Annotated in this window: 16 protein-coding genes and 1 pseudogene; 5 read left to right on the top strand and 12 right to left on the bottom strand. The window is 43.5% G+C overall.

Features of this window, described 5'->3' with window-relative positions:
• The 4 genes and pseudogenes from AB5Z52_RS10070 to fni all read left to right on the top strand — a co-directional run.
• Positions 1 to 267, top strand: a pseudogene (locus AB5Z52_RS10070) (mevalonate kinase); the annotation flags it as partial.
• Positions 260 to 1,279, top strand: a complete 1,020-nt coding sequence (gene mvaD / locus AB5Z52_RS10065; RefSeq protein ID WP_003128638.1) for a diphosphomevalonate decarboxylase — start codon at positions 260 to 262, stop codon at positions 1,277 to 1,279. The pseudogene AB5Z52_RS10070 and the gene mvaD, both read left to right, overlap by 8 nt.
• Positions 1,276 to 2,355, top strand: a complete 1,080-nt coding sequence (locus tag AB5Z52_RS10060; protein ID WP_003128637.1) for a phosphomevalonate kinase — start codon at positions 1,276 to 1,278, stop codon at positions 2,353 to 2,355. Before mvaD ends, AB5Z52_RS10060 begins: the two co-directional genes overlap by 4 nt.
• Complete coding sequence (fni, locus tag AB5Z52_RS10055; protein WP_029487280.1) at positions 2,355 to 3,395, top strand: type 2 isopentenyl-diphosphate Delta-isomerase; 1,041 nt, start codon at positions 2,355 to 2,357, stop codon at positions 3,393 to 3,395. Before AB5Z52_RS10060 ends, fni begins: the two co-directional genes overlap by 1 nt.
• Before the next feature lie 179 nt (positions 3,396 to 3,574).
• On the opposite strand, the gene celB is transcribed toward fni, so the two are convergent.
• The 5 genes from celB to rpsO all read right to left on the bottom strand — a co-directional run bounded on the left by celB (position 3,575) and on the right by rpsO (position 10,228).
• A complete protein-coding gene (gene celB, locus AB5Z52_RS10050; protein WP_029487281.1) occupies positions 3,575 to 4,936 on the bottom strand; it encodes a PTS cellobiose transporter subunit IIC in 1,362 nt (453 codons plus the stop codon).
• A 3-nt stretch (positions 4,937 to 4,939) separates the two neighbouring features.
• Complete coding sequence (locus tag AB5Z52_RS10045) at positions 4,940 to 6,331, bottom strand: glycoside hydrolase family 1 protein (protein ID WP_029487282.1); 1,392 nt, start codon at positions 6,329 to 6,331, stop codon at positions 4,940 to 4,942.
• 160 nt (positions 6,332 to 6,491) lie between these two features.
• Entirely contained in the window at positions 6,492 to 7,259 is a 768-nt protein-coding gene (locus AB5Z52_RS10040; RefSeq protein ID WP_161667411.1) for a DeoR family transcriptional regulator, read from the bottom strand.
• Positions 7,260 to 7,447: 188 nt separating this feature from the next.
• The gene (gene pnp, locus AB5Z52_RS10035) at positions 7,448 to 9,565 is read right to left on the bottom strand and encodes a polyribonucleotide nucleotidyltransferase (protein ID WP_003128630.1); all 2,118 of its coding nucleotides are present in this window, start codon (positions 9,563 to 9,565) and stop codon (positions 7,448 to 7,450) included.
• Between the two features lie 393 nt (positions 9,566 to 9,958).
• Positions 9,959 to 10,228, bottom strand: a complete 270-nt coding sequence (rpsO, locus tag AB5Z52_RS10030; protein WP_003128628.1) for a 30S ribosomal protein S15 — start codon at positions 10,226 to 10,228, stop codon at positions 9,959 to 9,961.
• A gap of 217 nt (positions 10,229 to 10,445) precedes the next feature.
• Here rpsO and AB5Z52_RS10025 point away from each other — a divergent pair, with 217 nt between their 5' ends.
• On the top strand, positions 10,446 to 11,306 hold the full coding sequence (locus AB5Z52_RS10025; protein WP_003128626.1) for a MurR/RpiR family transcriptional regulator: 861 nt from the start codon (positions 10,446 to 10,448) through the stop codon (positions 11,304 to 11,306).
• Positions 11,307 to 11,427: 121 nt separating this feature from the next.
• On the opposite strand, the gene AB5Z52_RS10020 is transcribed toward AB5Z52_RS10025, so the two are convergent.
• The 7 genes from AB5Z52_RS10020 to AB5Z52_RS09990 form a co-directional block, all read right to left on the bottom strand.
• Positions 11,428 to 12,822: a glycoside hydrolase family 1 protein gene (locus tag AB5Z52_RS10020; protein WP_003128624.1), complete on the bottom strand. Its 1,395-nt coding sequence runs from the start codon at positions 12,820 to 12,822 to the stop codon at positions 11,428 to 11,430.
• Entirely contained in the window at positions 12,816 to 15,053 is a 2,238-nt protein-coding gene (locus AB5Z52_RS10015) for a glycoside hydrolase family 3 N-terminal domain-containing protein (protein ID WP_117474711.1), read from the bottom strand. The genes AB5Z52_RS10020 and AB5Z52_RS10015 overlap by 7 nt, the downstream gene beginning before the upstream one ends.
• Before the next feature lie 28 nt (positions 15,054 to 15,081).
• The gene (locus AB5Z52_RS10010; RefSeq protein ID WP_003128619.1) at positions 15,082 to 18,108 is read right to left on the bottom strand and encodes a glycoside hydrolase family 38 C-terminal domain-containing protein; all 3,027 of its coding nucleotides are present in this window, start codon (positions 18,106 to 18,108) and stop codon (positions 15,082 to 15,084) included.
• Positions 18,109 to 18,198: 90 nt separating this feature from the next.
• Positions 18,199 to 19,848, bottom strand: a complete 1,650-nt coding sequence (locus tag AB5Z52_RS10005; RefSeq protein ID WP_161667413.1) for an extracellular solute-binding protein — start codon at positions 19,846 to 19,848, stop codon at positions 18,199 to 18,201.
• A gap of 19 nt (positions 19,849 to 19,867) precedes the next feature.
• On the bottom strand, positions 19,868 to 20,782 hold the full coding sequence (locus AB5Z52_RS10000) for a carbohydrate ABC transporter permease (protein ID WP_003128615.1): 915 nt from the start codon (positions 20,780 to 20,782) through the stop codon (positions 19,868 to 19,870).
• A 15-nt stretch (positions 20,783 to 20,797) separates the two neighbouring features.
• The gene (locus tag AB5Z52_RS09995; protein ID WP_003128614.1) at positions 20,798 to 21,751 is read right to left on the bottom strand and encodes a sugar ABC transporter permease; all 954 of its coding nucleotides are present in this window, start codon (positions 21,749 to 21,751) and stop codon (positions 20,798 to 20,800) included.
• A 78-nt stretch (positions 21,752 to 21,829) separates the two neighbouring features.
• Positions 21,830 to 23,173 carry an alpha-L-fucosidase gene (locus AB5Z52_RS09990; protein ID WP_005472737.1) on the bottom strand — a complete coding sequence of 448 codons (1,344 nt, stop codon included), beginning with the start codon at positions 23,171 to 23,173 and terminating at the stop codon, positions 21,830 to 21,832.
• Positions 23,174 to 23,498: the final 325 nt, after the last annotated feature.

Raw genomic sequence — 23,498 nt, 5'->3', positions numbered from 1 at the left:
CAGCTGACGCAGCTAGGTCAGGCAATGACCCACGCACATGAGACCCTCCGGCAACTAGGTGTCAGCAATCAAAACCTGGACGATCTCGTGTCACTGGCATTAGCCAATGGCGCTTTTGGCGCAAAGCTGACGGGCGGTGGCCGCGGTGGCTGTATGATCGCTTTGACTCAAACAAAAACACAGGCTGAAGTGATCAGCCGTATTTTATTGTCCAATGGCGCCCATGCCACTTGGATTCAAGGATTAGGAGCTTACGAACATGTATAAAGGAAAGGCGCGAGCCTACACGAATATTGCTTTGATCAAATATTGGGGCAAGGAGAACGAAACACTGATCTTGCCAATGAATAACAGCTTATCTTTGACGTTAGATGCTTTCTATACAGAAACCTCTGTTACCTTTTCAGAGGAATATACTCAAGACCGTTTTTTCCTGGATGACAAACAGCAGAGTGAGGCTGCAACGAAGAAAATCTCCGCTTTTTTGGATCTTGTACGCGCAAAAGCCAATTGTCCTTTTTTCGCGCAAGTCAACAGCCGCAATTTCGTTCCAACAGCTGCTGGTCTTGCTTCATCTGCTAGTGGACTAGCTGCTTTAGCCGGAGCCTGTAACGCAGCACTTGACTTACAATTATCACAAACAGAACTATCCCGTCTCGCTCGGCGGGGATCTGGCTCTGCTTGTCGCAGTATTTTTGGCGGCTTTGTCGAATGGCATACTGGTGATGATGACACGTCTTACGCAACACCGATTGCTTCGGAAGGCTGGGAAAAAGAGCTAAGTATGCTTTTCATTTTGATCAACGACAAAGAAAAAGATGTTTCCAGTCGTGACGGGATGCGTCGGACTGTAGAGACTTCCAGCTATTATTCTGGTTGGCTAGAAAGCACACCACACGATTTGAAAAAGTTAAAGCAAGCCATCCGCGAAAAAGACTTTCAGTTATTAGGTGAAACGACAGAAGCCAATGCCCTAAAAATGCATGCCACTACTATGGCGGCGACTCCACCGTTCACCTACTGGTCTCCTGAATCCTTGCGAGCAATGGATTGCGTCCGTTCCTTGCGTCAAAAAGGGCTGGCCTGCTACTTTACGATGGATGCCGGACCAAATGTCAAAGTGCTTTGTCAAAGAAAAGACGAAGAAGCTATATTAACCCAGCTGAAAAAAGATTTTCATCCTGAACAATTAATCGTTGCTCACGCAGGACAAGGGTTGGTTGATTTACCAATGACAGTGACCGATCCGTCTATGACAAATGAAGGAGTGTCGAAATGATAGAAATCTCAGTCCCCGGCAAATTATTTATTGCAGGTGAGTATGCGGTCGTTGAACCTGGACATCCAGCGATCATCGTTGCGGTGGATCAATTCATCAATGTGACGATCGAAGGCGCCCGCAAAAACGGCAGTATCCAATCTGCCCAGTACAGTGACTTGCCGATCCGCTGGACCCGCCGCAATGGCGAACTAGTACTGGACCACCGAGAAAATCCTTTTCATTACATTCTAGCTGCTATTCGTCTAACAGAAAAATACGCTCAAGAAAAAGGAACCCTGCTCTCTTTTTATGACTTAAAAGTAACGAGTGAGTTAGATAATTCCAACGGTCGAAAATATGGACTTGGTTCTAGCGGTGCAGTGACCGTTGCTACCGTCAAAGCACTCAACCTCTACTATGATCTAAAAATGGATCGCTTGACGCAATTCAAGATCGCCGCATTGGCCCATTTGGCCGTGCAAGGGAATGGCTCGTGTGGTGACATTGCTGCTTCTTGCTATGGCGGCTGGCTGGCTTTTTCCACATTTGATCATGAGTGGGTCTTACGAAAACAGCAGGAATGGACATTGACTCAGCTATTGACCAGTGATTGGCCAGAGCTTTCGATCCGTCCATTGATTGTCCCAAAATCATTGCGCCTGTTGATTGGGTGGACAGGTAGTCCTGCTTCCACTTCTGATTTAGTTGACCAAGTCTACCAATCAAAAGAAGCCAAAGAAAAGGGCTATGCCAAATTTTTGGCAGACAGCAAAGACTGTGTCAATCGTTTGATTGATGGCTTTTTAAATGAAGACAGCCGAACAATCAAAAAAATGATTACCGAAAATCGAAAATTACTTGTAGGATTATCTAGTCTGACTGGTGTAACCATTGAAACACCCGCTTTAAAGAAACTATGTGACTTAGCAGAAACCTATCGCGGGGCCGCCAAGTCTTCAGGCGCTGGCGGCGGGGATTGCGGCATTGTGATCGTCGATCAAAAAACCGGGATCTTACCATTGATGAGCGCTTGGGAAAAAGCCGACATTATTCCATTGCCGCTGCATGTCTATCATTATCGGGAGGAGATTTAATGAATCGAAAAGATGAACACGTCTCATTGGCAAAAGCCTTTCACAAGCCACGGTTGAATGATTTTGATGCGGTTCAAATTATTCACCAGTCCTTTCCCGAGATCGATAGCGCACAAGTCACTTTGGAAACGGAACTCTTTGGCCGCTCTTTCGCTACCCCTTTTTTCATCAACGCCATGACAGGCGGAAGTGAGAAAAGCAAAAAAATCAACCAAGACTTGGCTGAAGTTGCGAAAGCTTGTGACCTGATGATGGCGACTGGTTCTGTCTCAGCTGCATTAAAAGACCCAGCGCTGTCCGACACGTTCCAAGTCGTTCGCCAAGTCAATCCAGAGGGCTTTCTTTTAGCAAATGTCGGTGCTGGTAGTTCCGTTGAAAATGCCTTGCGTGCGATCGACTTATTTGAAGCCGATGCCTTACAGATCCATCTGAATGCCCCTCAAGAATTGGTGATGCCAGAAGGGGACCGTGAATTCAGCAATTGGCTAAGTCTGCTGGAACAAATCGTAAAGGCGGCTCCAGTACCAGTTGTCGTAAAAGAAGTCGGTTTTGGTATGACCCGAGAGACTATTCAGCAATTGATTTCGGTAGGCGTACAAACGATCGATGTTGCTGGTAGCGGCGGAACGAGTTTTACCCAAATTGAAAATGCCCGCAGAAAAAAACGAGAAATAGCTTACTTGAATCACTTCGGCCAATCGACGGTTATTTCTTTACTAGAAGCCAACGAAGTGCAACACTCCTTCACGACAATCGCTTCAGGAGGGATTCGAGATGCCTTTGATATTTTCAAAGCTTTATGTCTTGGTGCCAAAAGTGTCGGAATCTCTGCTACGATTTTGACCATGCTCTTAGATAAAGGACCTGAAGAAACGATTGCCACCATCCAGTCTTGGAAAGAACAGCTTCAGCTGCTCTACACCATGGTCGGACAAACCCTGACACAGGATTTGACCAATGTACCGCTAATTTTCTCCGGTTCTGTCAAAGACTGGTGTCATGCCCGGCATATTTCGTTGTCGGATTATAGTTTTCGCTAAAAAAGAGGCTGCGACAGAAATGTTAAACTCCGCAAAATAAGGAGGAATACACGGAAATTGCTTTTCAAATTTTGGGGTAGTTCGATTAATTTCTCGGAGTTGCTTCTGCTTCCGCCATTTAGACGTGTTTAGAGCGTGGGACAAAAGTGTTTTTTACTTTTGTCCCACGCTCTTTTTGTCTACTGATCATGGAGAGTCGCTTCTGCTTCGTTTGCTTGCTGCTCCGCAAAAAGTTTACTATCGTACATTCGGAAAAATGGATAATAGCAGACAACCGAAATCAATAAATTAAGGATAGCGATCAAGATTCCGCGAAAATCACCGCCAGTTCCAAGAAATGCTCCAATCCCAACAGGTGAGATCCAAGGAATCCCGGTGATCACTTTAGCTACAAAGCCAAAGGATGTAGCAAAATAAGCAATCGTCACATTGATCAGCGGTGTCACAATAAAAGGAATAATCAAATAAGGATTATAGACGATTGGCGCACCAAAGATCACTGGTTCATTGATATTGAACAATCCTGGAAGGATCGCCGCTTTGCCCAATACTTTCAACTGTTGGGATTTAGCTCGAAACAGCATCAACAAGACCAACCCTAACGTACTGCCAGCACCGCCAATAAAAATGTACATATTGACAAAATCACCGGCAAAAATGTTGGTTGCTCCATCGATGTTTTCGGTTAAAGCAACTAATAAAATAGGATTGATAAAACTGTTTTTGATGACGGCTGTTCCGTGAACACCAACGGCCCACAACAAATGAATCAACAACATGATTACAATGATCCCTAGCCAAGAACCTGTCAAATCTTTTACAAATTCAAATGGTTTTGACAACAAACCATGCAAGTCGGTATGAAAAACGGCTAAACAGCCATTGATCAGAATCATCAAAAAAGCAATAATAATCGCTGGAATCAGGGAAGCAAATGCTTTACTGACCCCATCTGGTACTCCCGCTGGCATTTGGATCGTGATTTTCTTTTTAACACAAAAACGATAGACTTGGGTTGCCAGCACCGCCGTAAGGATACCGATAAAAATACCGACCCCACTAAACCGTGTCACCCAAGAACCAAGTGCTACACCATTATAGATGATAGCTGTCTCTCCAGTTGTTTGAAGCAATTGTGCCCCACTATCTGAAATATCGACTTGAATGATCGTCATCAAAAATGCAAACAACCCAAGAATTGCGCCAACAAAGCTGCTCAATTGGAGTTTTTCTTCTTTGCGATAGATGTCCGTTAAATAATACGCAGTGGCTAAACAATAAAAGAGTGCGATCGAGCCGATAGACATAGTTGTCGCGACACTATAAAGCGGGGAAAATTTCAAAATCGTCTGTTCAAAAAAGCTGGCCAGCGGCGGAATAATTTGAGGCAGGTTATTGATGATCAAAAAAATCGAGCCAACGATCGTGAAAGGAACCGTGATGACTCCCGCTTGCATAATTGCCCGGATAAAACGCAAGTTAGCGACTTTATTTAATGGCGGCATCAATCGCTGCTCTAAAAAAGTAAAAACATGATTCATTGCTTATCCCTCCCAATGTCCGTTTTCGATCAACTTTTGATACCAGTAAAAACTATCTTTTTTCACACGCTTTTGCTCTTTTTCATCGGCATCATTCCGATCCACATAAATAAAACCATAGCGCTTTTTGATGCCTTCATGGACACTGATCAAATCGATCGCAGACCAAGGACTATAGCCAATCAATTCCACTCCTGACTCGATAGCTGCTAGACATTGCTGGATGTGCTGCTGCAAATAGTCGATACGGTAAGAATCATGGACTGCGCCGTTTTCTTCCAGATGATCTTCTGCTCCCAAACCGTTTTCTGTGATGAGGATTGGTAGATGGTAGCGATCATAGAGTGTTTGCAAAGTCGTTTTTAAGCCCAGAGGATCAATGGTCCAGTTAAACGCATTTTTCTTCAAATAGGGATTCGTAAATCCTTTATAAAACCCTCGTTCCATGATGTCTTCACTTTGTTGATCACTGATCCCATTCGTCATGTCTCCTTCCATCGTTGGCTGTTCAACTGTGACCGTTGTATAGAAATTCATAGCTACAAAGTCTGGGAAGGCACTGGTCATCAAAGCCTGATCCTCTGGGTGGATAGTGATCTTCACCCCACTTTGATTCAAGTAATCTTGAAAGACTGTATTGTAGCGTCCTAAGCAGGCAAAATCTAAATACGCCCAATTCCGAACGCTATTGAAATAAAGGGCCGCCTGATTGTCTTCCGGCTTGCTGGTTGCTGCATAAACAAGCGAGATATTAGGGACTGGTCCAATTTTTCCATTTGGAACGAGTTCATGGCAATGTTTGAAGGCAAGCTTTTCAGCAATCATCAGATGATGGAATTGCTGGTACTTCTCAGGTAGAGGAATCGTTTTGCCTAGTATCTTGCGATCGACTAAGAGCATGATATTCGGTTCATTGATCGTCAACCAATGGGTCACCCGATCACCATAAGCGTTGAACAATGTCTTAGCATAGGTTTCAAAAGCTTCAACTGTACTGCGATTTGTCCAGCCGCCTTGATCTTCCAAAGCTTGTGGTAAATCAAAATGATTTAACGTAATAAATGGTTGGATTCCCTGCTTCAACAGTTCGTCGATGACAGCACTATAATGGTCCAATCCTTTCTGGTTAACACTTCCCCGCCCCTCAGGGTAGATCCGTGACCATGCAATTGAAAAGCGAAAAACTTTGATTCCTAGTTCTGCTAACAAGGCGATATCTTCCTTGTACCGATGGTAATGATCCACCGCTACTGTAAAATCGGCGATCTCGTTATTGTCTCGGGGACGAGTATCTTGAACACTTAGTCCTTTACCATCCGCTAAATAAGCTCCTTCTGTTTGATGTGCGGAAATGGATGCTCCCCATAAAAAATCTGTTGGAAATTTTGATGTCATGATGTTCTCCTGTCTTTTTTAGTAAATCTCTTTCTGGTATTTAGGATAATCGTCTCCTTGATCAAAAGCAATAGCCGGACAAGAACTGTTCATGAAAGAATATTTATGAACGATTCTCCTTAATTGATTGTCTGAGAAAAGCTTCAATGCCAAATTAAAATCATAGCAGCGAAAACTGCAGACCTTGAGAAGAAAATTGCGCCGTCTCGATCTCTGTAAGTTGCCTATTGCTAAACAAGCGATTCGCCATAAACGTACGATCAATCATAAATCCTCGGACATGGCCGATATTTTCTCCTTCCGTATAGATGATTTTCTCTCCTTGAGTATGCTGAAGCATCGTCCGATACACAAAGGATTCACTTAGTGTCGTTGTTGTGATTTCATGGGAGTCGATTCCTGAGGCTTCAATCAAACACAAATCAGCCGTATATTTGCTGAAAGCCAGTGTCGCTATATCTCCGACTAACACAGTGGAGTTGCTTTCCACTTCTCCTCCACACAGACAAACAATCGCCCGTCCTGGTTTTAGATCAATCAATGCGGAATGGTCATTGGTCACAATCGTTAAATCAAAATCAGCAACTGCGTGGATCAATTCTTTCGACCAGCGTCCAGCCCCCACAAAAATCAATTTCTTTTCTTGCAGCAAAAGGTGTAACGGTGGAAGCAGTCGCTGCCAAGGAAATTCTTCTACCGATCCAAGTTGCTGGGATTCTCTTTTTTCTGATTTCTTGATCCGTTTCACGCCGCCATAATAACGTTCAATCAACTGCTTTTTTTCCAGAAACAACAAATCCCTGCGAATCGTCACTTCTGATACTTGAAATCGATCCGCTAATTCTGAAACAGTCCCATAATCATACTTATCTAAGTAGGTGATCAAGGCCTCTCGTCGTCGAAAAACACTTCCCTGTGTGGCTTTCATTTTTTCACCTTCTATACGTTTTTTGAATTTTTGATTGCCCGACCTCTTTGAGTCAGTTTACCTTATTATCAGCGAAATGTCTGTGCCTTATGTCGTAAAAACCCCCCAGTAATCGAATCGATTACTGGGGGGTTGGACGTTGATTTACGTTTGCAAAATCTTCTCTTGCGGATAACTAGTTAAGAAAATTATTTCTTCTCTGCTTTATCGTCAGTCAATAATGCTTTGCGAGACAAATTAATTCGACCTTGTTTGTCGATCTCTGTGACTTTCACAAGAACTTCATCGCCTTCTTTGACAACATCTTCTACTTTGTTGACCCGTTCATTTGCAAGTTGAGAAATGTGAACTAACCCATCTTTGCCTTTGATCAAGTTGACAAAAGCGCCGAATTTTTCAACACGAACAACTTTTCCTAAATAAACTTCGCCAACTTTGACTTCTTTTGTTAGATCTTCAATGATCTTAATAGCTTTCTTGATCATTTCCGCATCAGAAGAAGCAATTGATACTTTTCCGTCTTGATCGATGTCGATCTTCACGCCTGTTTCATCAATGATGCCATTGATCGTGTCGCCACCTTTACCAATCACATCTTTGATTTTGGCTGGGTCGATTTGGATCATCTCGATCTTCGGTGCGTATGGACTCAATTCTTCCCGTGGCGCAGCAATAGTTGAAGTCAATTCATTTAAGATTTCCATCCGTGCTTTTTTCGCTTGCGATAGAGCTTCAGTTAAGATTTGCTCGGTGATTCCTTGGATCTTGATATCCATTTGTAAGGCTGTGATTCCATCTTTTGTTCCGGCAACTTTAAAGTCCATATCGCCTAAATGATCTTCCAATCCTTGGATGTCGGTCAAGATCGTATAGTTTTCGCCATCAGAGACAAGTCCCATCGCGATACCAGCAACAGGGGCTTTGATTGGAACACCAGCATCCATCAATGCCAATGTACCCGCACAAATACTTGCTTGTGAGGATGAACCATTGGATTCTAATACTTCTGCCACTAAACGGATTGTGTAAGGGAAATCCTCTTCACTTGGGATTACTTGCGCCAAGGCACGTTCACCTAAAGCGCCATGTCCGATCTCACGACGGCCTGGAGAACCGGCACGTCCTGTTGAACCAACTGAAAACTGCGGGAAATTATAGTGGTGGATGAACCGTTTTGATTCTTCTACCCCTAAACCATCAATGATTTGATGTTCACCCAATGGTGCCAATGTACAAGCAGATAATGCTTGCGTTTGCCCACGAGTGAATAGTCCTGAACCATGAACACGAGGCAACAGACCGACTTCTGAGGCTAATGGACGAATTTCATCCAATTTCCGGCCATCGGGACGAATTTTGTCGATCGTGATCAATTCACGGACAACATCTTTTTCAAGGTCTTCTGCGATTTGTTTCACTTCTTTTAGAAGCTGCCCTTCATCCTCATGACCCGCAAATTTTTCTGCATAAACTTCTTTAACTGTTTCTTTGACGTTGTCGATCTCGTCTTCACGAGCCAATTTTTCTTCGGTCATAACAGCCGTTTTCATTGTTTGATAGTAGCCATCGAAAATTTCTTTTTTCAAGTCAGCATCTACTTGAAGCAAAGTCACTTCCATTTTTGGTTTACCGACTGCTGCAACGATTTCTTCTTGGAAAGCAACTAATTCTTTGATTGCTTCAAAACCGAACAGCAAAGCGCCTAGCATATCATCTTCAGAAACTTCTTTCGCTCCTGATTCTACCATGTTGATGGCTTTTTTCGTACCAGCAACCGTCAATTCGATATCTGTTTGCTCTGCTTGTTCAACGGTTGGATTCAACACATATTCCCCATTGACACGGCCAACTTCAACACCAGCGATTGGTCCGTCAAAAGGCACATCGGAAATAGACAACGCTAAGGAAGAGCCTAGCATTGCAGCCATTGCTGGTGAGCAATCTTGTTCCACACTCATGACAATATTTGTCACTTGGACTTCATTTCGGAAACCATCCGCAAACATTGGACGGATTGGACGGTCGATCAAACGAGCAGTCAATGTTGCTTCGGTACTTGGACGACCTTCACGTTTGATGAAACCACCAGGAACTTTCCCGACTGCGTACATTTTTTCTTCATAATTGATCGTTAAAGGGAAGAAGTCTGTATCTTTTGCTTCTTTTGAAGCAACGGCTGCACTAAGAACTACTGTATCGCCATAGCGGACGAGTACTGCGCCATTTGCTTGTTTGGCTAATTGGCCAACTTCAACTTGTAGCGGACGCCCGCCCCAAGTCGTTTTGAATACTTGTTTTTCTGTCATGATCTGCTCCTTTTTTTCTGAGCCAAGCAAGTCACTACTAAACAAATGAAAAAAGCGGATCGGTGCTTCCGCTGCTTTCATTTGGTTAGTAGGAAGCTGCTCGCCGTGTCTCAGAGATTCTTTTTTAGTTGCGGGTTTGATTCACCAGTCAAGTCCCGCTAATTGAGTTTGTTAAAAAGATGGGGCCACTATTATTAGTCGCCTAGTACTATTCATCATCTGCTCTGTGCGGCTTGTGCCGCCCAGTCGCAGTGATTCCGCTCGGGTGACTACGCTCCTGGTTAGTCGCCTAGTACTATTCATCATCTGCTCTGTACGGCTTGTGCCGCCCAGTCGCAGTGATTCATAGCAAAAAAGTGAGATTCGGGTTGAACCTCACTTTTCTTTGTTTGATTAACGACGTAATCCTAAAGCTTGGATCAATTCGCGGTAACGTTGTACGTCTTTTTGACGTAGGTATGCTAATAAGTTACGACGGTGACCAACTTTTTTCATTAGGCCACGGTATGAATGGTGGTCTTTTTTGTGCATACGTGCATGTTCGTTCAAATGGTTGATTTCTTCTGTAAGAACAGCGATTTGAACTTCTGGAGAACCAGTATCTCCTTCATGACGAGCAAATTTGTTGATGATTTCGTTTTTGCGTTCTTTCGTAATTGCCATGTTTTTCACCTCTTTTTTCTTTTTTCACCTGCGACTGAGTAAAACGTTGGTGACTCGTTGAACCAAGTAACAGGTAGCGTGTATTCACACGTAATTACTTTACTTTATTCTACCTAAAAATGCAAGTTTCTTCGCTGAATCTTTTCATTTTAAAATGAAAGCAACACTCCAACTTATGGTATACTAAATCTAGAAATTTCTTAAAGCAGGTGACCTTATGAGCGTCCTTTCTCGCATTGAAAGTATCCAGAGCGAATTATCCAATTCTGAAAAAAAACTTTTTGATTACATCAAAAAAAATTCTGAAAAAGTTCCTTCGATGACTGCGAGTCAGTTGGCTCAAGCTACCGGGATCAGCGCCCCTACAGTTGTTCGTTTTGCAAAGAAAACAGGCTTTTCCAGCCTAACTGATCTTAAGATTCAGCTTTCTGCGGAATCTGGCTCCCGACAAACCCATGAGGAGATCATTGGCTATGCAGATGTTGCATTGAACGAATCTTTTCATGATATTACTGCGAAATTGAGCCATAATGCCCAAGTGACTATGCATGAGACTGCGGACCTTTTAGAAGAACAAGTAATGCTGGCAGCAGCGGACCTACTGAAAACCCGCAATCGGATCTTCGTATGTGGTATCGGTGCTTCCTCTTTGATTGCTCAAGATATCCAACAAAAATGGACTCGCTTAGGCAAAGTGGTTATTTTCGAAACCGACTATAATTCGCTGTTGCCTCAATTGATCAAACACGAAAAAGAATGTTTGCTCTGGGCTGTCTCAAACAGTGGTCAAACACCTGAAATCCTACACCTTGCGGAGTTTACGAAGGAGATGGGGATTCCAGTTCTATCTTTGACTCGCTTTGGCAGTAATTCCCTTTCGAAATTAGCAGATGTTCCGCTGCAAGTTTCCCGACCGAAAGAAGCCAATATGCGCAGTGCAGCAACCAACTCGATTATTGCTCATCTTTTGGCAGTTGATGTGCTGTTCTATGTCTTTTTGAGTAAAAATGAACAGCTGGCTCAAAATATCTACGAATCAAGACAGGCCATTGCTGACTATCGTCACAAATATCTCTGATCGTCAAATGCGCCTGCTAAATTCAGTGGTCGAAACTTAAGCATAAAATAAAATCAGTTGAAACACTCAAAGCATGCTCCAGAGGTCCAATCGTCTCTCTGAAGCATGCTTTATTTGCTGGCTAATCAGGTCCATTCCCTGAATCGATCCCATTGTCCTTTGCTACTTGCGCCATCCAAAAGCTCGACGCTTTTGGTGTTCGGGTATCATCTGTCAAATCTACTCGATAATACCCATAACGATTTTTATACGCATTCAGCCAGCTCCAACAATCGATAAATGTCCACATATGATAACCGAAGCAAGGGGCTCCTGCTTCGATCGCCCGCTGCAGTTCTTTGAGATGATCTGTTACAAATTCGATGCGATAGGTGTCATTAATCTCCCCCTCTTGCGTTGCGAAGCGTTCTTCTTGAGAAACCCCCATACCATTTTCAGAAATATACCAAGGAATCGTGCCATAGCTATTCTTTAGACGCATGGCAATGTCATAAATACCTTGCGGAAAGATTTCCCAACCGCGATGAGGGTTGATTTTTTTGTCCGGCCAATCATAGCCTCGAAAAAGATCCCTCGGCCCTGTGATTGGATCGTTCGGCGCAATCGGGGCTTGAACTCGTAATGGCTGGTAGTAATTGCAACCAATAAAGTCCACCGTATTTAAGGCAAAAAGTTCTCGGTCCCCCTCCTCTGTTACAGGAGCAAGACCTGACTTTTTCAGCATCGCGACTAATTTTTCTGGAAATCGTCCGAGGACTGTACAGTCTAAAAAACTGCGAATATAGAGTAAGTCTGCCCATTCAGCAGCTTCAAGATCAGCAGACTGCGGACTTTTCGGATAGACGGGCGATAAATTTAAGATAATCGCTATCTCTCCGTTAGGAATCGCAAGTTCGCGAAAAGCAGCTACTGCTTTTGCGTGAGCTAACAGTGTATGATAGCCTACTTGGATCGCTCGTTTAAAATTATGAACTTTAGGCCAATGGGCATCCCCCATATATCCGCATTCAATATGAACTAAAGGTTCGTTGAATGTGGCCCATTTTTTGACAATGTCGCCAAATTGCTCAAAGGCGATACGAGCGTAAGCGGCAAAGTAATCTACCGATTCTCTGGCTTCCCAACCACCTCTTTCCATTAACCACCACGGCATATCAAAATGGAACAAATTGATGATAGGTTCGATTCCTTGATCGACCATTTCTTGAAAATAGGCACGATAGAAGGTGACTGCTTGAGGGTTGACCGTCTTTCCATCAGGTACTAGTCGTGTCCAAGCAATTGACGTCCGATAAGAGTTCAGATTCATGGCTTTCATCAGCGCCACATCTTCTCGAAAGTGTCGGTAGGTATTCGAAGTATCACTAGGTCCTACGTGATCGTAGAACTTGTCTGGCTCCAATTCGAACCATTTATCCCAAGTTGAAGGGCTTTTGCCATCAATCGCCGCAGCGCCTTCCGTTTGAGGAGCAGAAGCAGCTGCTCCCCATAAAAATCCTTCCGGGAATTTTAACATGATTTCTCTCCTTTTCCATTTTCTTCTTGTTTCAATGGCTTCGTGAATACTTGTTTCTGATTGGCTGCTTCGACTTGGATGATAAAATCAGCTGGCAATTCATTTGGTGAAATGTTCAACCGTTTCAACGTTTCATAAGAAACTGTTAGAGAAAAGTCGACGGTGCTTTTGGCTGGCAAAAAGACTTTTTGAAAACCGCATAACACTTTGACACGCGGTAAGACCTGCTGTGAGTAATTGCGAAGATACACTTGTACCACTTCAGCTCCTGCTATCACCGAAAGATTCTCGATTGTTCCATTAATTTGGATTGCTTGCGGAGCATACTGCGCATGGATTCCCTTAAGCATAAATTCTGCATAGCTTAGACCATAACCAAACCCATAACGAGGGGTTCCTGAACAATCTGTGTAATCTCTCTGGAAAGCAGCCTCACGGTAGTTGTAATAAACTGGCAGCTGCCCATTTTCATCTGGAATAGAAACAGCTAGTTTCCCACTGGGATTCGTTTCGCCAAAAAGAATCCGAGCTAGCGCACTTCCGCCAAATTGCCCTGGATAACCTGCAAAAAGCAACGCATCAAAAGCGGTACTGACCTCACTTAACAGATGAGGACGGCCAGCAATGACAATACCGATCAGAGGTTTCTGAAATTTTTTCAATTCAGTAATCAATCGTTTTTGACATTCTGGCAATGCCAAAGACGCCAGATCGATATTTTCCCCACTGGTCATCTCCGCAGATCCTTGCAAGGCAGCTCCATTCTTATCAAAATCCGTCGAAAAGTCACGAATACTAGAGCCGCCAATCGTTAAAATGATTTGATCCGCTGTTGCTGCCGCTTGGCATGCGGCAGTCAGTTGCTCTTTGGTTCCTTCTGTGATGCCGCAGCCATCTGCTTGAATAAAAGTGGTTTCGGTCCCCTTGATTTCCAGCAACCCCTCCCACAGATTGCGGCACTCAGACAGTTCTTTGAAAGGAGTATAGTCCCCTAGCTGATGATAGCTGTTTTTGCTATGAGGACCAATAACAGCAATTGTTTGTCTTTGTTTCTTTAACGGTAAGACTTGCTCATTTTTCAACAAAACGATGGCTTCTTCTGCTAAACGAGTTGCACTTTCTTGAAACTGCTTTTGATCCGGAACGGACACCGTAGGCACCGGTTCGTCAAAAAGTCCTAGCTGCTCTTTCAGTTTCAGAACGCGCATCACGGATCGATCAATGGTTTCTTGCTTAATCAACCCTTGATCAACAGCAGCTTCCAACTGAGGGAAAACATTGTCCCATAAACTGATGTCTACGCCGCTGTTCATGGCCCGGGCTGCCGCTTCTGGTTTGTTTCCTAGCCAATCCGCTAAACGGTCCAACGCACAACCATCTGCCATCACAACTCCTGCAAAGCCGGCTTCCTCTCGCAAAATCTCTTGAAGTAAGCGAGGGTTCGCGTGACAAGGGACACCATCCCAATCATTATAAGCAGCCATGCACCCTAGTGCCCCTGCCTGAATTCCCGCCAGCATAGCGGGTAAATGAATCTCTCGCAATTCTTGCTCCCCAATATTGACTGGTCCTGCATTGTGCCCGCCCATACTTGAACCTTGAGCTGCAAAATGTTTTAACACGGCCAGTACATGGGTTGTCGGTTCATGACCAAGTATTTCCCCTTGCATTCCCTTGACCGCAGCTTGCGTAAAACAACTGGCTAAGTAGGGATCTTCACTGAAACATTCCTCGGTTCGTCCCCACCTAGGATCTCGTACGATATCCAAGGTAGAGATCAGCCCAACTTGCGCCCCTTTAGCTCGTAACTCTTGTGCCACGAACGTCTGCACGCTCTGATAAAGATCAGGATTCCAACTAGCCCCTGTACTGAAATTGACCGGCAGTGTTGTTGCTGCTAATCCTTGATGACCATGAGGACATTCTTCTGTCAAAAAAGCTGGGATTCCAAGACGAGTATGTTCTTTTAAATAGTCCTGAATCATCCGGCTGACTTCCCGTGATTCTTCCACCGAGAGACCCGTTGTTGCGTCCTTGCCCGACCAAGGATCTGCTCGGAAAACGCCGTAGATCCAGCCAATCGAGCCAAAGCGAGCAACTTCCGACTTGAAGTAGTCTGTCAAATAAAGTTTTCCTTCCTTTTTCTGATAAACTTGCCAGCCATACAATCGCTGATTCAACTGGCCGATTTTTTCTTTTAGGGACATCTTCTTTACAATTTCTTCGATCATTTTAAACTCCTATCATCAAAAATGCCGATTAGTCAAAATAGACCTTGACCGTTTGAATTTCATAAGGGTTGAAAGGAATCACCACTTGGTGGCACACGCCCGTGACCACTAACTCCTGCTGTTCCTCTTCCAATAAATTCGTTAGCACTGCTCGTTTGATTTTTTTAGCTGCGGTCAAGCGGCATGTCGTTTTGCGATTGTGGTATTCATACAAACGTACCACGATGGCTTCATCTGCTTCAGCCTTTTTGACCGAATCGATCAGCACATTATTGTGATCCACTTGTAAAAAAGATTGCTCTTGCTGCTGATCAAAATCTGCCAATACATATGCTGGTACATTGAGTGCCAACGCTTCTTCCATCGTTTGTCCTTTTTTCCAGTCACCTTCATGAACATAGAGAGAATAGGTAAACGAATGAAGTCCTTGATCTGCTTCTGGATAGGGATCAGTCGCCGACTTGATAAGAGAGAGACCAATTTTTTGGTAAGCTGTGCTGAATCCGTATTTACAATCCGTCAACACACTGACGCCATAACCATCTTCAGACAAGTCGACCCATTTTTGCCCACAACTCTCAAAACGTGCCAAATCCCAAGTGGTATTTTTGTGGATGGCACGTTTGACATTCCCAAATTGGATATCGAAAGTGGCATCTAGCGTATTGACGGCAATTGGCAACTGCGCCTTCAATAAAAGATGATGCTGATGCCAATCGACCGTTGTCTCAAAGTCGATCCTGCCGGTTCCATGATAGAAATGGATCAGCTGAATGATCGTTGATTGCTCAAACGTCCGTTTGATACGGATCGTGTCACGAATCTCGCCTTGCTCGACGATTGATGCGTCAGTCACATCCTCTACTGGATAAGCTTTACGATCGTAGTAGATGTCTATATCCCACGCATCATAATCCATCGGTAAGTCTTCATAAGCAATCAATTGATTCATCACTTCTCCTGCTGGCAAGACCTCTCGCTGGTGTCTTTTGTCAAAAAGAGCAGTCATTTCATATGCCGCGTTAAATGTTACGACAAAGTCGGTCGTTTCCAGTTGACGAGTCAACGGAACACACTCTTGTTCTACTGGTTCTGAGATAGTCTCCCTCAACGTTAGGGGACGCAGACCTAAGCTAGGGACTTGTGGAACTTTGACCAGCAAACAACCATCTTCGGTTCGCTGTGTCAGATAATCTTCTTGAATCGCCGGAATATCAACTTTGATTACGGCATCACGAGTAAAGCCTAATGGATTATAGACCACCTGATGATTTGCATCACTGGCGGTTCCTCCTGCCACGAGGGACTGGATCAATTGCTCGCCTTCTTCAAAAAGAGCAGCATACTCTTCTTCTGTCTGCTGGTACACTTCGCCAATCGAACTTCCTGGCAAAATATCGTGAAATTGATTGAACAACAATTTTTTCCAGAGCCTTTCGAGGAGCTCTTGCGGATACGCTTCGCTTCGATAGGCACTGTAAAGCTTCTCAATAGTTTGCAATAAAAATTCGCCTTTGCGGTTGGCTTTCTTATTTTTACCGATGGAGGTCAGTGTCCCACGATGGTACTCAAAATAGAGTTCGCCAAACCAGACCGGGGCTTCTGAATGAGCAAAAGCTGCGGCTAATCGGTCAAAAAATTTGCCCGCATGATCGCCAGTGATCACTGGCATCTGAGGGAGTGGTTTTGATAACCGCTGTTTTGTCTCCAGCATCTCTCTAGTAGGTCCGCCGCCGCCGTCTCCATAGCCGTATGCAATCAAGATCTCATCATGCTGATCTTTTTGTTGGTACCGTTCAAAGCTGCCTTTGACTGTATAAGGGTCTAAAAGCCCATTGTAAGTGGTGTAGTAGGGTCTTGGACTGTAGCCTTCACTGATCGTTGTAATAAAGTGAGTCAAAACTCTGCTGCCATCGATCCCTTGCCAGTAAAACGAATCATAAGGAATCTGATTGAATTGATTCCAAGACAATTTAGTTGTCATGAAATAAGGTGTATTGGTCTTTTGCAAGATCTGTGGCAATGCAGCGGAATAGCCAAAAACATCCGGCAGCCACAAAATCTGACTCTCATGATCAAACTCTTCTTTGATAAAGCGTTTGCCGTATAAAATCTGCCTTACCAATGATTCACCGGAGGTCAAGTTGCAATCTGCTTCTACCCACATAGCACCTTCTACTTCCCAGCGTCCAGATTTAATCTTCTCTTTGATTGCCTGATATAACTCAGGATATTGTTCTTTGATCGCTTGATATAACTGGGGTTGGCTTTGGAGAAACGTATATTCAGGGTATTCATCCATCAATTTTAATACGGTCTGAAAACTGCGTTCTCCTTTTTCAACCGCTTGCTGTGCCGTCCAAAGCCATGCCAGATCGATGTGGGTATGCCCGACTGCGGTCACTTTTTGACGAATCTCTTGGCTGTAACACGCTTGCAGACATTCTTGCGCGTTTGTGAGGCCTTCATAGAATCGCGGCGTATAGGGGGCTCGAAAATCTAATGCATTGGCAGCTTGTGACAGACAGCTTTGATAGATTTGTTCTTCTCCGCCAAATTTCCTAATGGCACGCCAACTGTCAAAAATCGTCGAGAAATCAAACCAGACTTGCTCAACGATAGGATCGATCGCCAATAGATTCACGTAAAGCGGAAACTTCTTCTCTTCTCGTCCCGAAAAAATATCGATCTGTAAGGCTATTGTTCCTGTTAGCTCCGAGGGATCCAACCGCACTTCTCGATGGTTGACATCAATTGCCTGAATGTAATTCCCATTCAAGAACACTTTCATTTGCGGATTTGTCGTATTGTCCCATTCAGAGAGCGAAGAATAGACTTGCAAAGCAACCGACATCTCTTTCCAGTCTTCCGGTAGTTCAAAAGTTCCTTTCATTGTGTAATAACAATTCTTTTCTCCAAAAAAAGTTCCTTGCACATAGGGTGCCCAGTTTTCTTGCTTTAACTGCAAGTCATTAACAGGCACCTGATAGCGAATCCGGTAATTCTTTAATTGAAATAAAATCTTACGGATACGTTCAAATTCAAATAACTGCACGCTGTATTCTCTCCTTTACTCGGTTTCTGAGGAGGAAAAAAGCGGGTAGACAAGAAATTGTCCAAGCCCGCTTCTCCTATTGCCGTGACTCTAGTTCTCTTTCCAACGATCATATGCTGTTTGGTAAACGGAAATGTAGTCATCGATCCCCATGGACTCGATAGTCGAAACATATTTATCCCAATTACTGATTGGCTCGACACCCGTAATGAATTTGGCTTCCATTTGTTCGACATACGTTGTCAAGTCAGTAGCCGTAGCAGCCACTTTATCATTTTCTTCTACAGTCAGATAAAGTAATGGAAATGGCACTTCCGCAATGTCATCCATCTTATCTGCTGTTTCTTTGGCCACCCAGTCACTGAAACGAGTATCAGGTTGTTCATCCGCGGATTTCAAGATTTGATATTCACCTGTCGTATCGATAACAATGTTCGGTGTTGTCAACCCGTATGCTGGTGTGATCTTGCCACGTTCATCTTCTGTATTTTCTGTATCAATGCCTTCTGCATAAACTCGTACTTTTTGGCCGTCAGCATTTTCTTTGTACTCCCAAAGAACGCCTTCAGGTCCTTGTTCGATATATTTCGTACCTTCTTCAGAATAGAAGTAATCCACCCAGCGCATCGAAGCTTCCGGCGATGGATTGACATTTGTGATGGCAAAGGTGCCCCGAGAAATTCGTGGACTTCCTGGAATCACTGCTTCTGGCGACCATTTTGAAGTCAATGGTTGGAACATGGCATCGTTCATCGCTTCAATCTCGCTGCGGCCTGTCGTAAAGAAGCTGAAGTAATCGGCGAACAAGCCCAACTGATCATTTTGTCCTTTTGCTTTTTTCTGTTCGTCGGATTGGCCATAAACTTCCGCATCCAACAAACCTTCACTATACAATTTGTTCATATACTCAAGGAATGCTTTATAGTTTTCCGAGATTGGTGTATAAGAAACCACATCATCATCTACTTGAACGCCTCGTGTCCGTAACCCAAAAGCTGCCATCAGCCATACCCTTGTTGAATTCATATCGACATCGGTCAAAGGAATCTCATCGGCTTTGCCATTACCATTGGGATCTTCGTTCTTGAATCGTGTCAGCAAATCATACAATTCATCCGTTGTCTTTGGCAGTTCCTTGACATTCAACTTATCTAGCCACGTTCCGTTGTACCACATCGGACCTTGCCACCAAATAGATGTCGCATTTCTCGAAATCATCGGCAATGAATAAATATGGCCATCTGGTGTGGTGATCGATTTTAAGATGGACGGATCTTCTTGGGTCAATGCATAAAGATTAGGCATAATTTCCGGCGTGATATATTCTTCTAACGGCAGCAGAATTCCTTGGGAACCATAATCGATCTCCATTGAAGAAGTGAGCGAATTCAATCCTGCGCCATAAACGATATCCGGCAGATCCCCTGAAGCAAATGCTAAGTTCAACTTGGTACTAAAGTCAGCAGAAGGGGGTGTCGTATAAGTCAGTTTGATTCCTGTTTTTTCTTGATAATCCTGCAGCGTCGGCATATCTTCCCATTCTGCCATACCTACTCCTGGCGCCATAATGTTCAGCGTCAGTTCTTCGCCTTCTTTAATGATCGGAAATTGGCTGTCATGATTGATGGCTACCCCTTCATTTTCTCCGGTTGTTTCCTTTTTTGTGTTCCCGCACCCACTGAGTAAAAGCGCACTGCACAAAAACACCCCTGTTACTCCTAAAATTTTTTTCATTCCCATCTTCTTCCTCCTCTATGTTTTATCCTTTAATTGATCCTACCATCATGCCTTTGACAAAATATTTCTGCAAAAATGGATAGACAATAATGACCGGTAATGATGAAACGATCATGACACCGTATTTGATGACCTCTGCTAACTGTTGCTTGCTGTATAACATACTGGCCATTTCGGAAGTCACATTGCTGACAGTATTTGATGACATATCTTGTAAAATCAAAATTTCCCGTAAAATCATTTGTAATGGATACATGGATTTATCTGACAGATAGATCAATGCGCTGAAGAAACTGTTCCAGTGTCCTACCCCGTAAAAAAGTGCCATAACTGCAATGATTGGCGTAGATAAAGGCAGTACGATCTGCATGAATAAGCGAAAATCCGAGCAGCCATCCACGATTGCCGCTTCTTCCATCTCTCTTGGGATCGTCGTTTGAAAAAAGGTCCGCGTAACGACCACATTATAGACAGAGACAGCTCCTGGGATAACCAAAGCCCAAACCGTATTCAACATCCCTAAGCTGCGGATCAGTAAATAGCTAGGGATCAAGCCCCCAGAAAGAAACATTGTCACTAGCATGAAATTGGTAAAAGCTCTTCTGCCATAAAAATCATCTCTGGAGAGTGCATAAGCACAAGGCAGTGTCACCAACAAATTGATGGATGTTCCTAAAACAGTGTAATAGATCGTATTTAAGTAGCCGCGCCAGATGCTGCTATTGCCTAAGAGAGTTCGATAGCCTTCAAAGGTGACCCCTTTTGGCAATAACCACATTTCCCCCGAGTTGACTAAATGAGGATTTGAAATCGACGCACTAACGATATAGATCAATGGATAGAGAACGATTAGTAATGCTATGGCTAAAAAGAAATAAACAAAAACCAAAAAGATTTTATCTGCACGTGTATCTTTCACTAATGAAGTTGTTTTCATTCCTATACCACCTTTCTATAAGAGACTCGAATCGCTCAGCCGTTTCGCAATCCCGTTGACTAAAATCAAGAGAATTGAATTGATCAACGAGTTGAATAACCCAACAGCTGCTGCAAAACTATATTGTGCATCTAAAAGCCCTTGCTGATAAACGAAGGTTGCAATGACATTCGATGATTCCATATTCAATGGGTTTTGCATCAAAATGATTTTTTCGAATCCCACCGACATCAAACTACCAAAACTCATGATCAGTAAAATCACCATGGTCGGCATTATCGTTGGAATATTGATATACCAAACTCTTTGGAGCCGAGAAGCACCATCGATGGTGGCAGCTTCATGCAGCTGAGTATCCACTCCAGACAATGCTGCCAAGTAAATAACCGATCCCCAACCTGTGCCTTGCCAGACGCCTGATAATACATAGATTGTTTTGAACCACCGCGGTTCAGTCATAAAATTGATTCTTCCCACGCCGATAAAATCTAGAAAGTGATTGATGATCCCAGTGGAAGGAGACAGAAATGCAATAACCATTCCGACCATTACCACTACTGCGATAAAGTTTGGGGCATACGTGACTGTCTGGGTAATTTTTTTGAATGGACCATCCTTGATTTCATTCAAAGCCAGTGCAAGGATGATCGGTAGCGGAAATCCGACGATCAAAGAGTACAAACTGATACCTAATGTATTTTTCATTAGATCCCAGAAGTAATAAGAATCAAAAAAGCGTTGAAAATGTTTGAACCCTACCCAAGGACTTTCGAATATTCCCAAAGAAGGCATATAGTCTTTAAAGGCGATGATCACACCATACATCGGCCCATAAGAAAAAATCAGAATAATCAAAAAAGCAGGCAGGACAAACAAATATAACTGTCGACTCTTTTTTAATTTAGTCTTCATTTCTTTGATTTTACTTTTTGATGCTGACACAGGCTCTCTGATCGTTGTTGTTTCCATTCATACTCCTCCTTGTGTTTTTGGTTTGTATACTAAATATGAAATGAATTCGCTTTCAAAGCAATGTGTATTTTTTCTTCAATGTGTAGAAATGCGAATGCCAACTGCTCCAAGTTCAGGCTGATGCACTTCTGATGAAGCAATATAGGCGTTTTCACCCGTTCCATGAATCGTCAGTGATTGATTGGTTGCTAAATCTGTGATCACGGATTTTTCATCTGCATGGATCTCCTTCAGAAAAATTCGCGGCTGCAAATTTGTTGTGATACTGCGAAAGGCATAATGTGTTTTTTGATCTTTGCTATAGGTAAGATGCCAATTCTCCGTCCACGCTTCTGGTCTAGCTCGGGTCTCGTAAATGCCTTCCCCATATTGTTCCAACCAATCACCCACTTCAAGCAGGCGCTGGGTCTCTTCTTTCGTGAAAGTTCCTTCTGGTGTTGGACCCACTCCTAAAATTAAGTTTCCGCCTTTACTGACGACATCGATTAATGTATCGACTAACTCTTGGCTGCTTTTAAAGGTGTCATGGGGAACATAGCCCCAGTCATTGCCTATAGGTATATTACTCTCCCAAACTTTTGTTGGGATTTCTTCTAAAGAAGGAATCTTGCGTTCTGGCGTCACATAATTCTCATGTCTACCGCCCATCATGCGATCAACAATGATCAATTCTGGCTGGTTTCGCCGGGCAATCTCCGCTAAGCGATCCATCTGTAAATCTTCTTTCCCCTGCCCACACCAGCCGGCATCTAGCCATAGCAAATCCACTTTTCCATAGTTGCCAGTGATTTCATGAATTTGTCGATGAACAAAATCCACATACCGCGACCAGATTTCTGGCTGTTCTAATGGATCATAACTTGCGTGACGCCCTTTGATCGTTTCATCATCCAGCCAATAAAACGGTGAGTACCAGTCCGCCTTAGAATAATAAGCCCCAGTAGCAATACCCGCTTGCTGGAACGAGGCAAAAACTTCTTTTAGGATATCTCGTTTAAAAGGACTCAATTTACCGCCAATTTTGAATTCTGACTCCAGCGTATTGAAGAGATTAAAGCCGTCATGGTGTTTCGTTGTGAACAAACAATACTTGAAGCCAGCTTTTTTACACGTTTCAGCCCACTGATCAGTATCTAATTCTATCGGTGCAAACGCTTTGATCAGTTGCCAATAATCAAGACGCAATGTGTTGATATCTTCTCGATAAGCTTTATTTTCCCTTGCCCATTCATCTTTTTCTGATAGTTGCCATGATTCAACGATACCCGCTTGTGCGTATAAGCCATAATGGAAAATTACCCCAAATTTTAAATCTTGGAACCATTCCAAACGCTTGGCCAGCATCTCTGACTCAGGGTACCAACGATCATCCTGCTTACTGTTTTTCGCAGACTCAATGTCCCCACGAATTGTTGTCAATTTATCCAACCCCTTTCGCCACTAATCTAACGAGAAAATAAAGCGCTATCAATATGTAGTTTCAGCAGCTATGTCAAACTTTATTTTTTTGTAACAAAAGAGCACTCTTTTTAAAAAACACACCACTTCAATTGAAGTTTTAGCTTACGGTATCAGACGCCATGTTCACTCTAGCAATTTCACCTTTCTCATTTGTAAGAAAACTGCGGGCTAGCGCTCCTCGTTGTACTTTTCTCTTTATCTAGAAGACTTGCTCCTGCGGGCTAGCGCTCCTCGTCGTACTTTTCTCTTTATCTAGAAAACTTGCTCCTGCGGGCTAGCGCTC

Origin of the sequence: Enterococcus sp. RTP21361st1_A6_RTP21361_211029, assembly GCF_040910045.1 — a bacterium.
In the GTDB taxonomy this organism is placed as follows: domain Bacteria; phylum Bacillota; class Bacilli; order Lactobacillales; family Enterococcaceae; genus Enterococcus_D; species Enterococcus_D gallinarum.
This window is presented reverse-complemented; position numbering and strand designations above follow the sequence as displayed.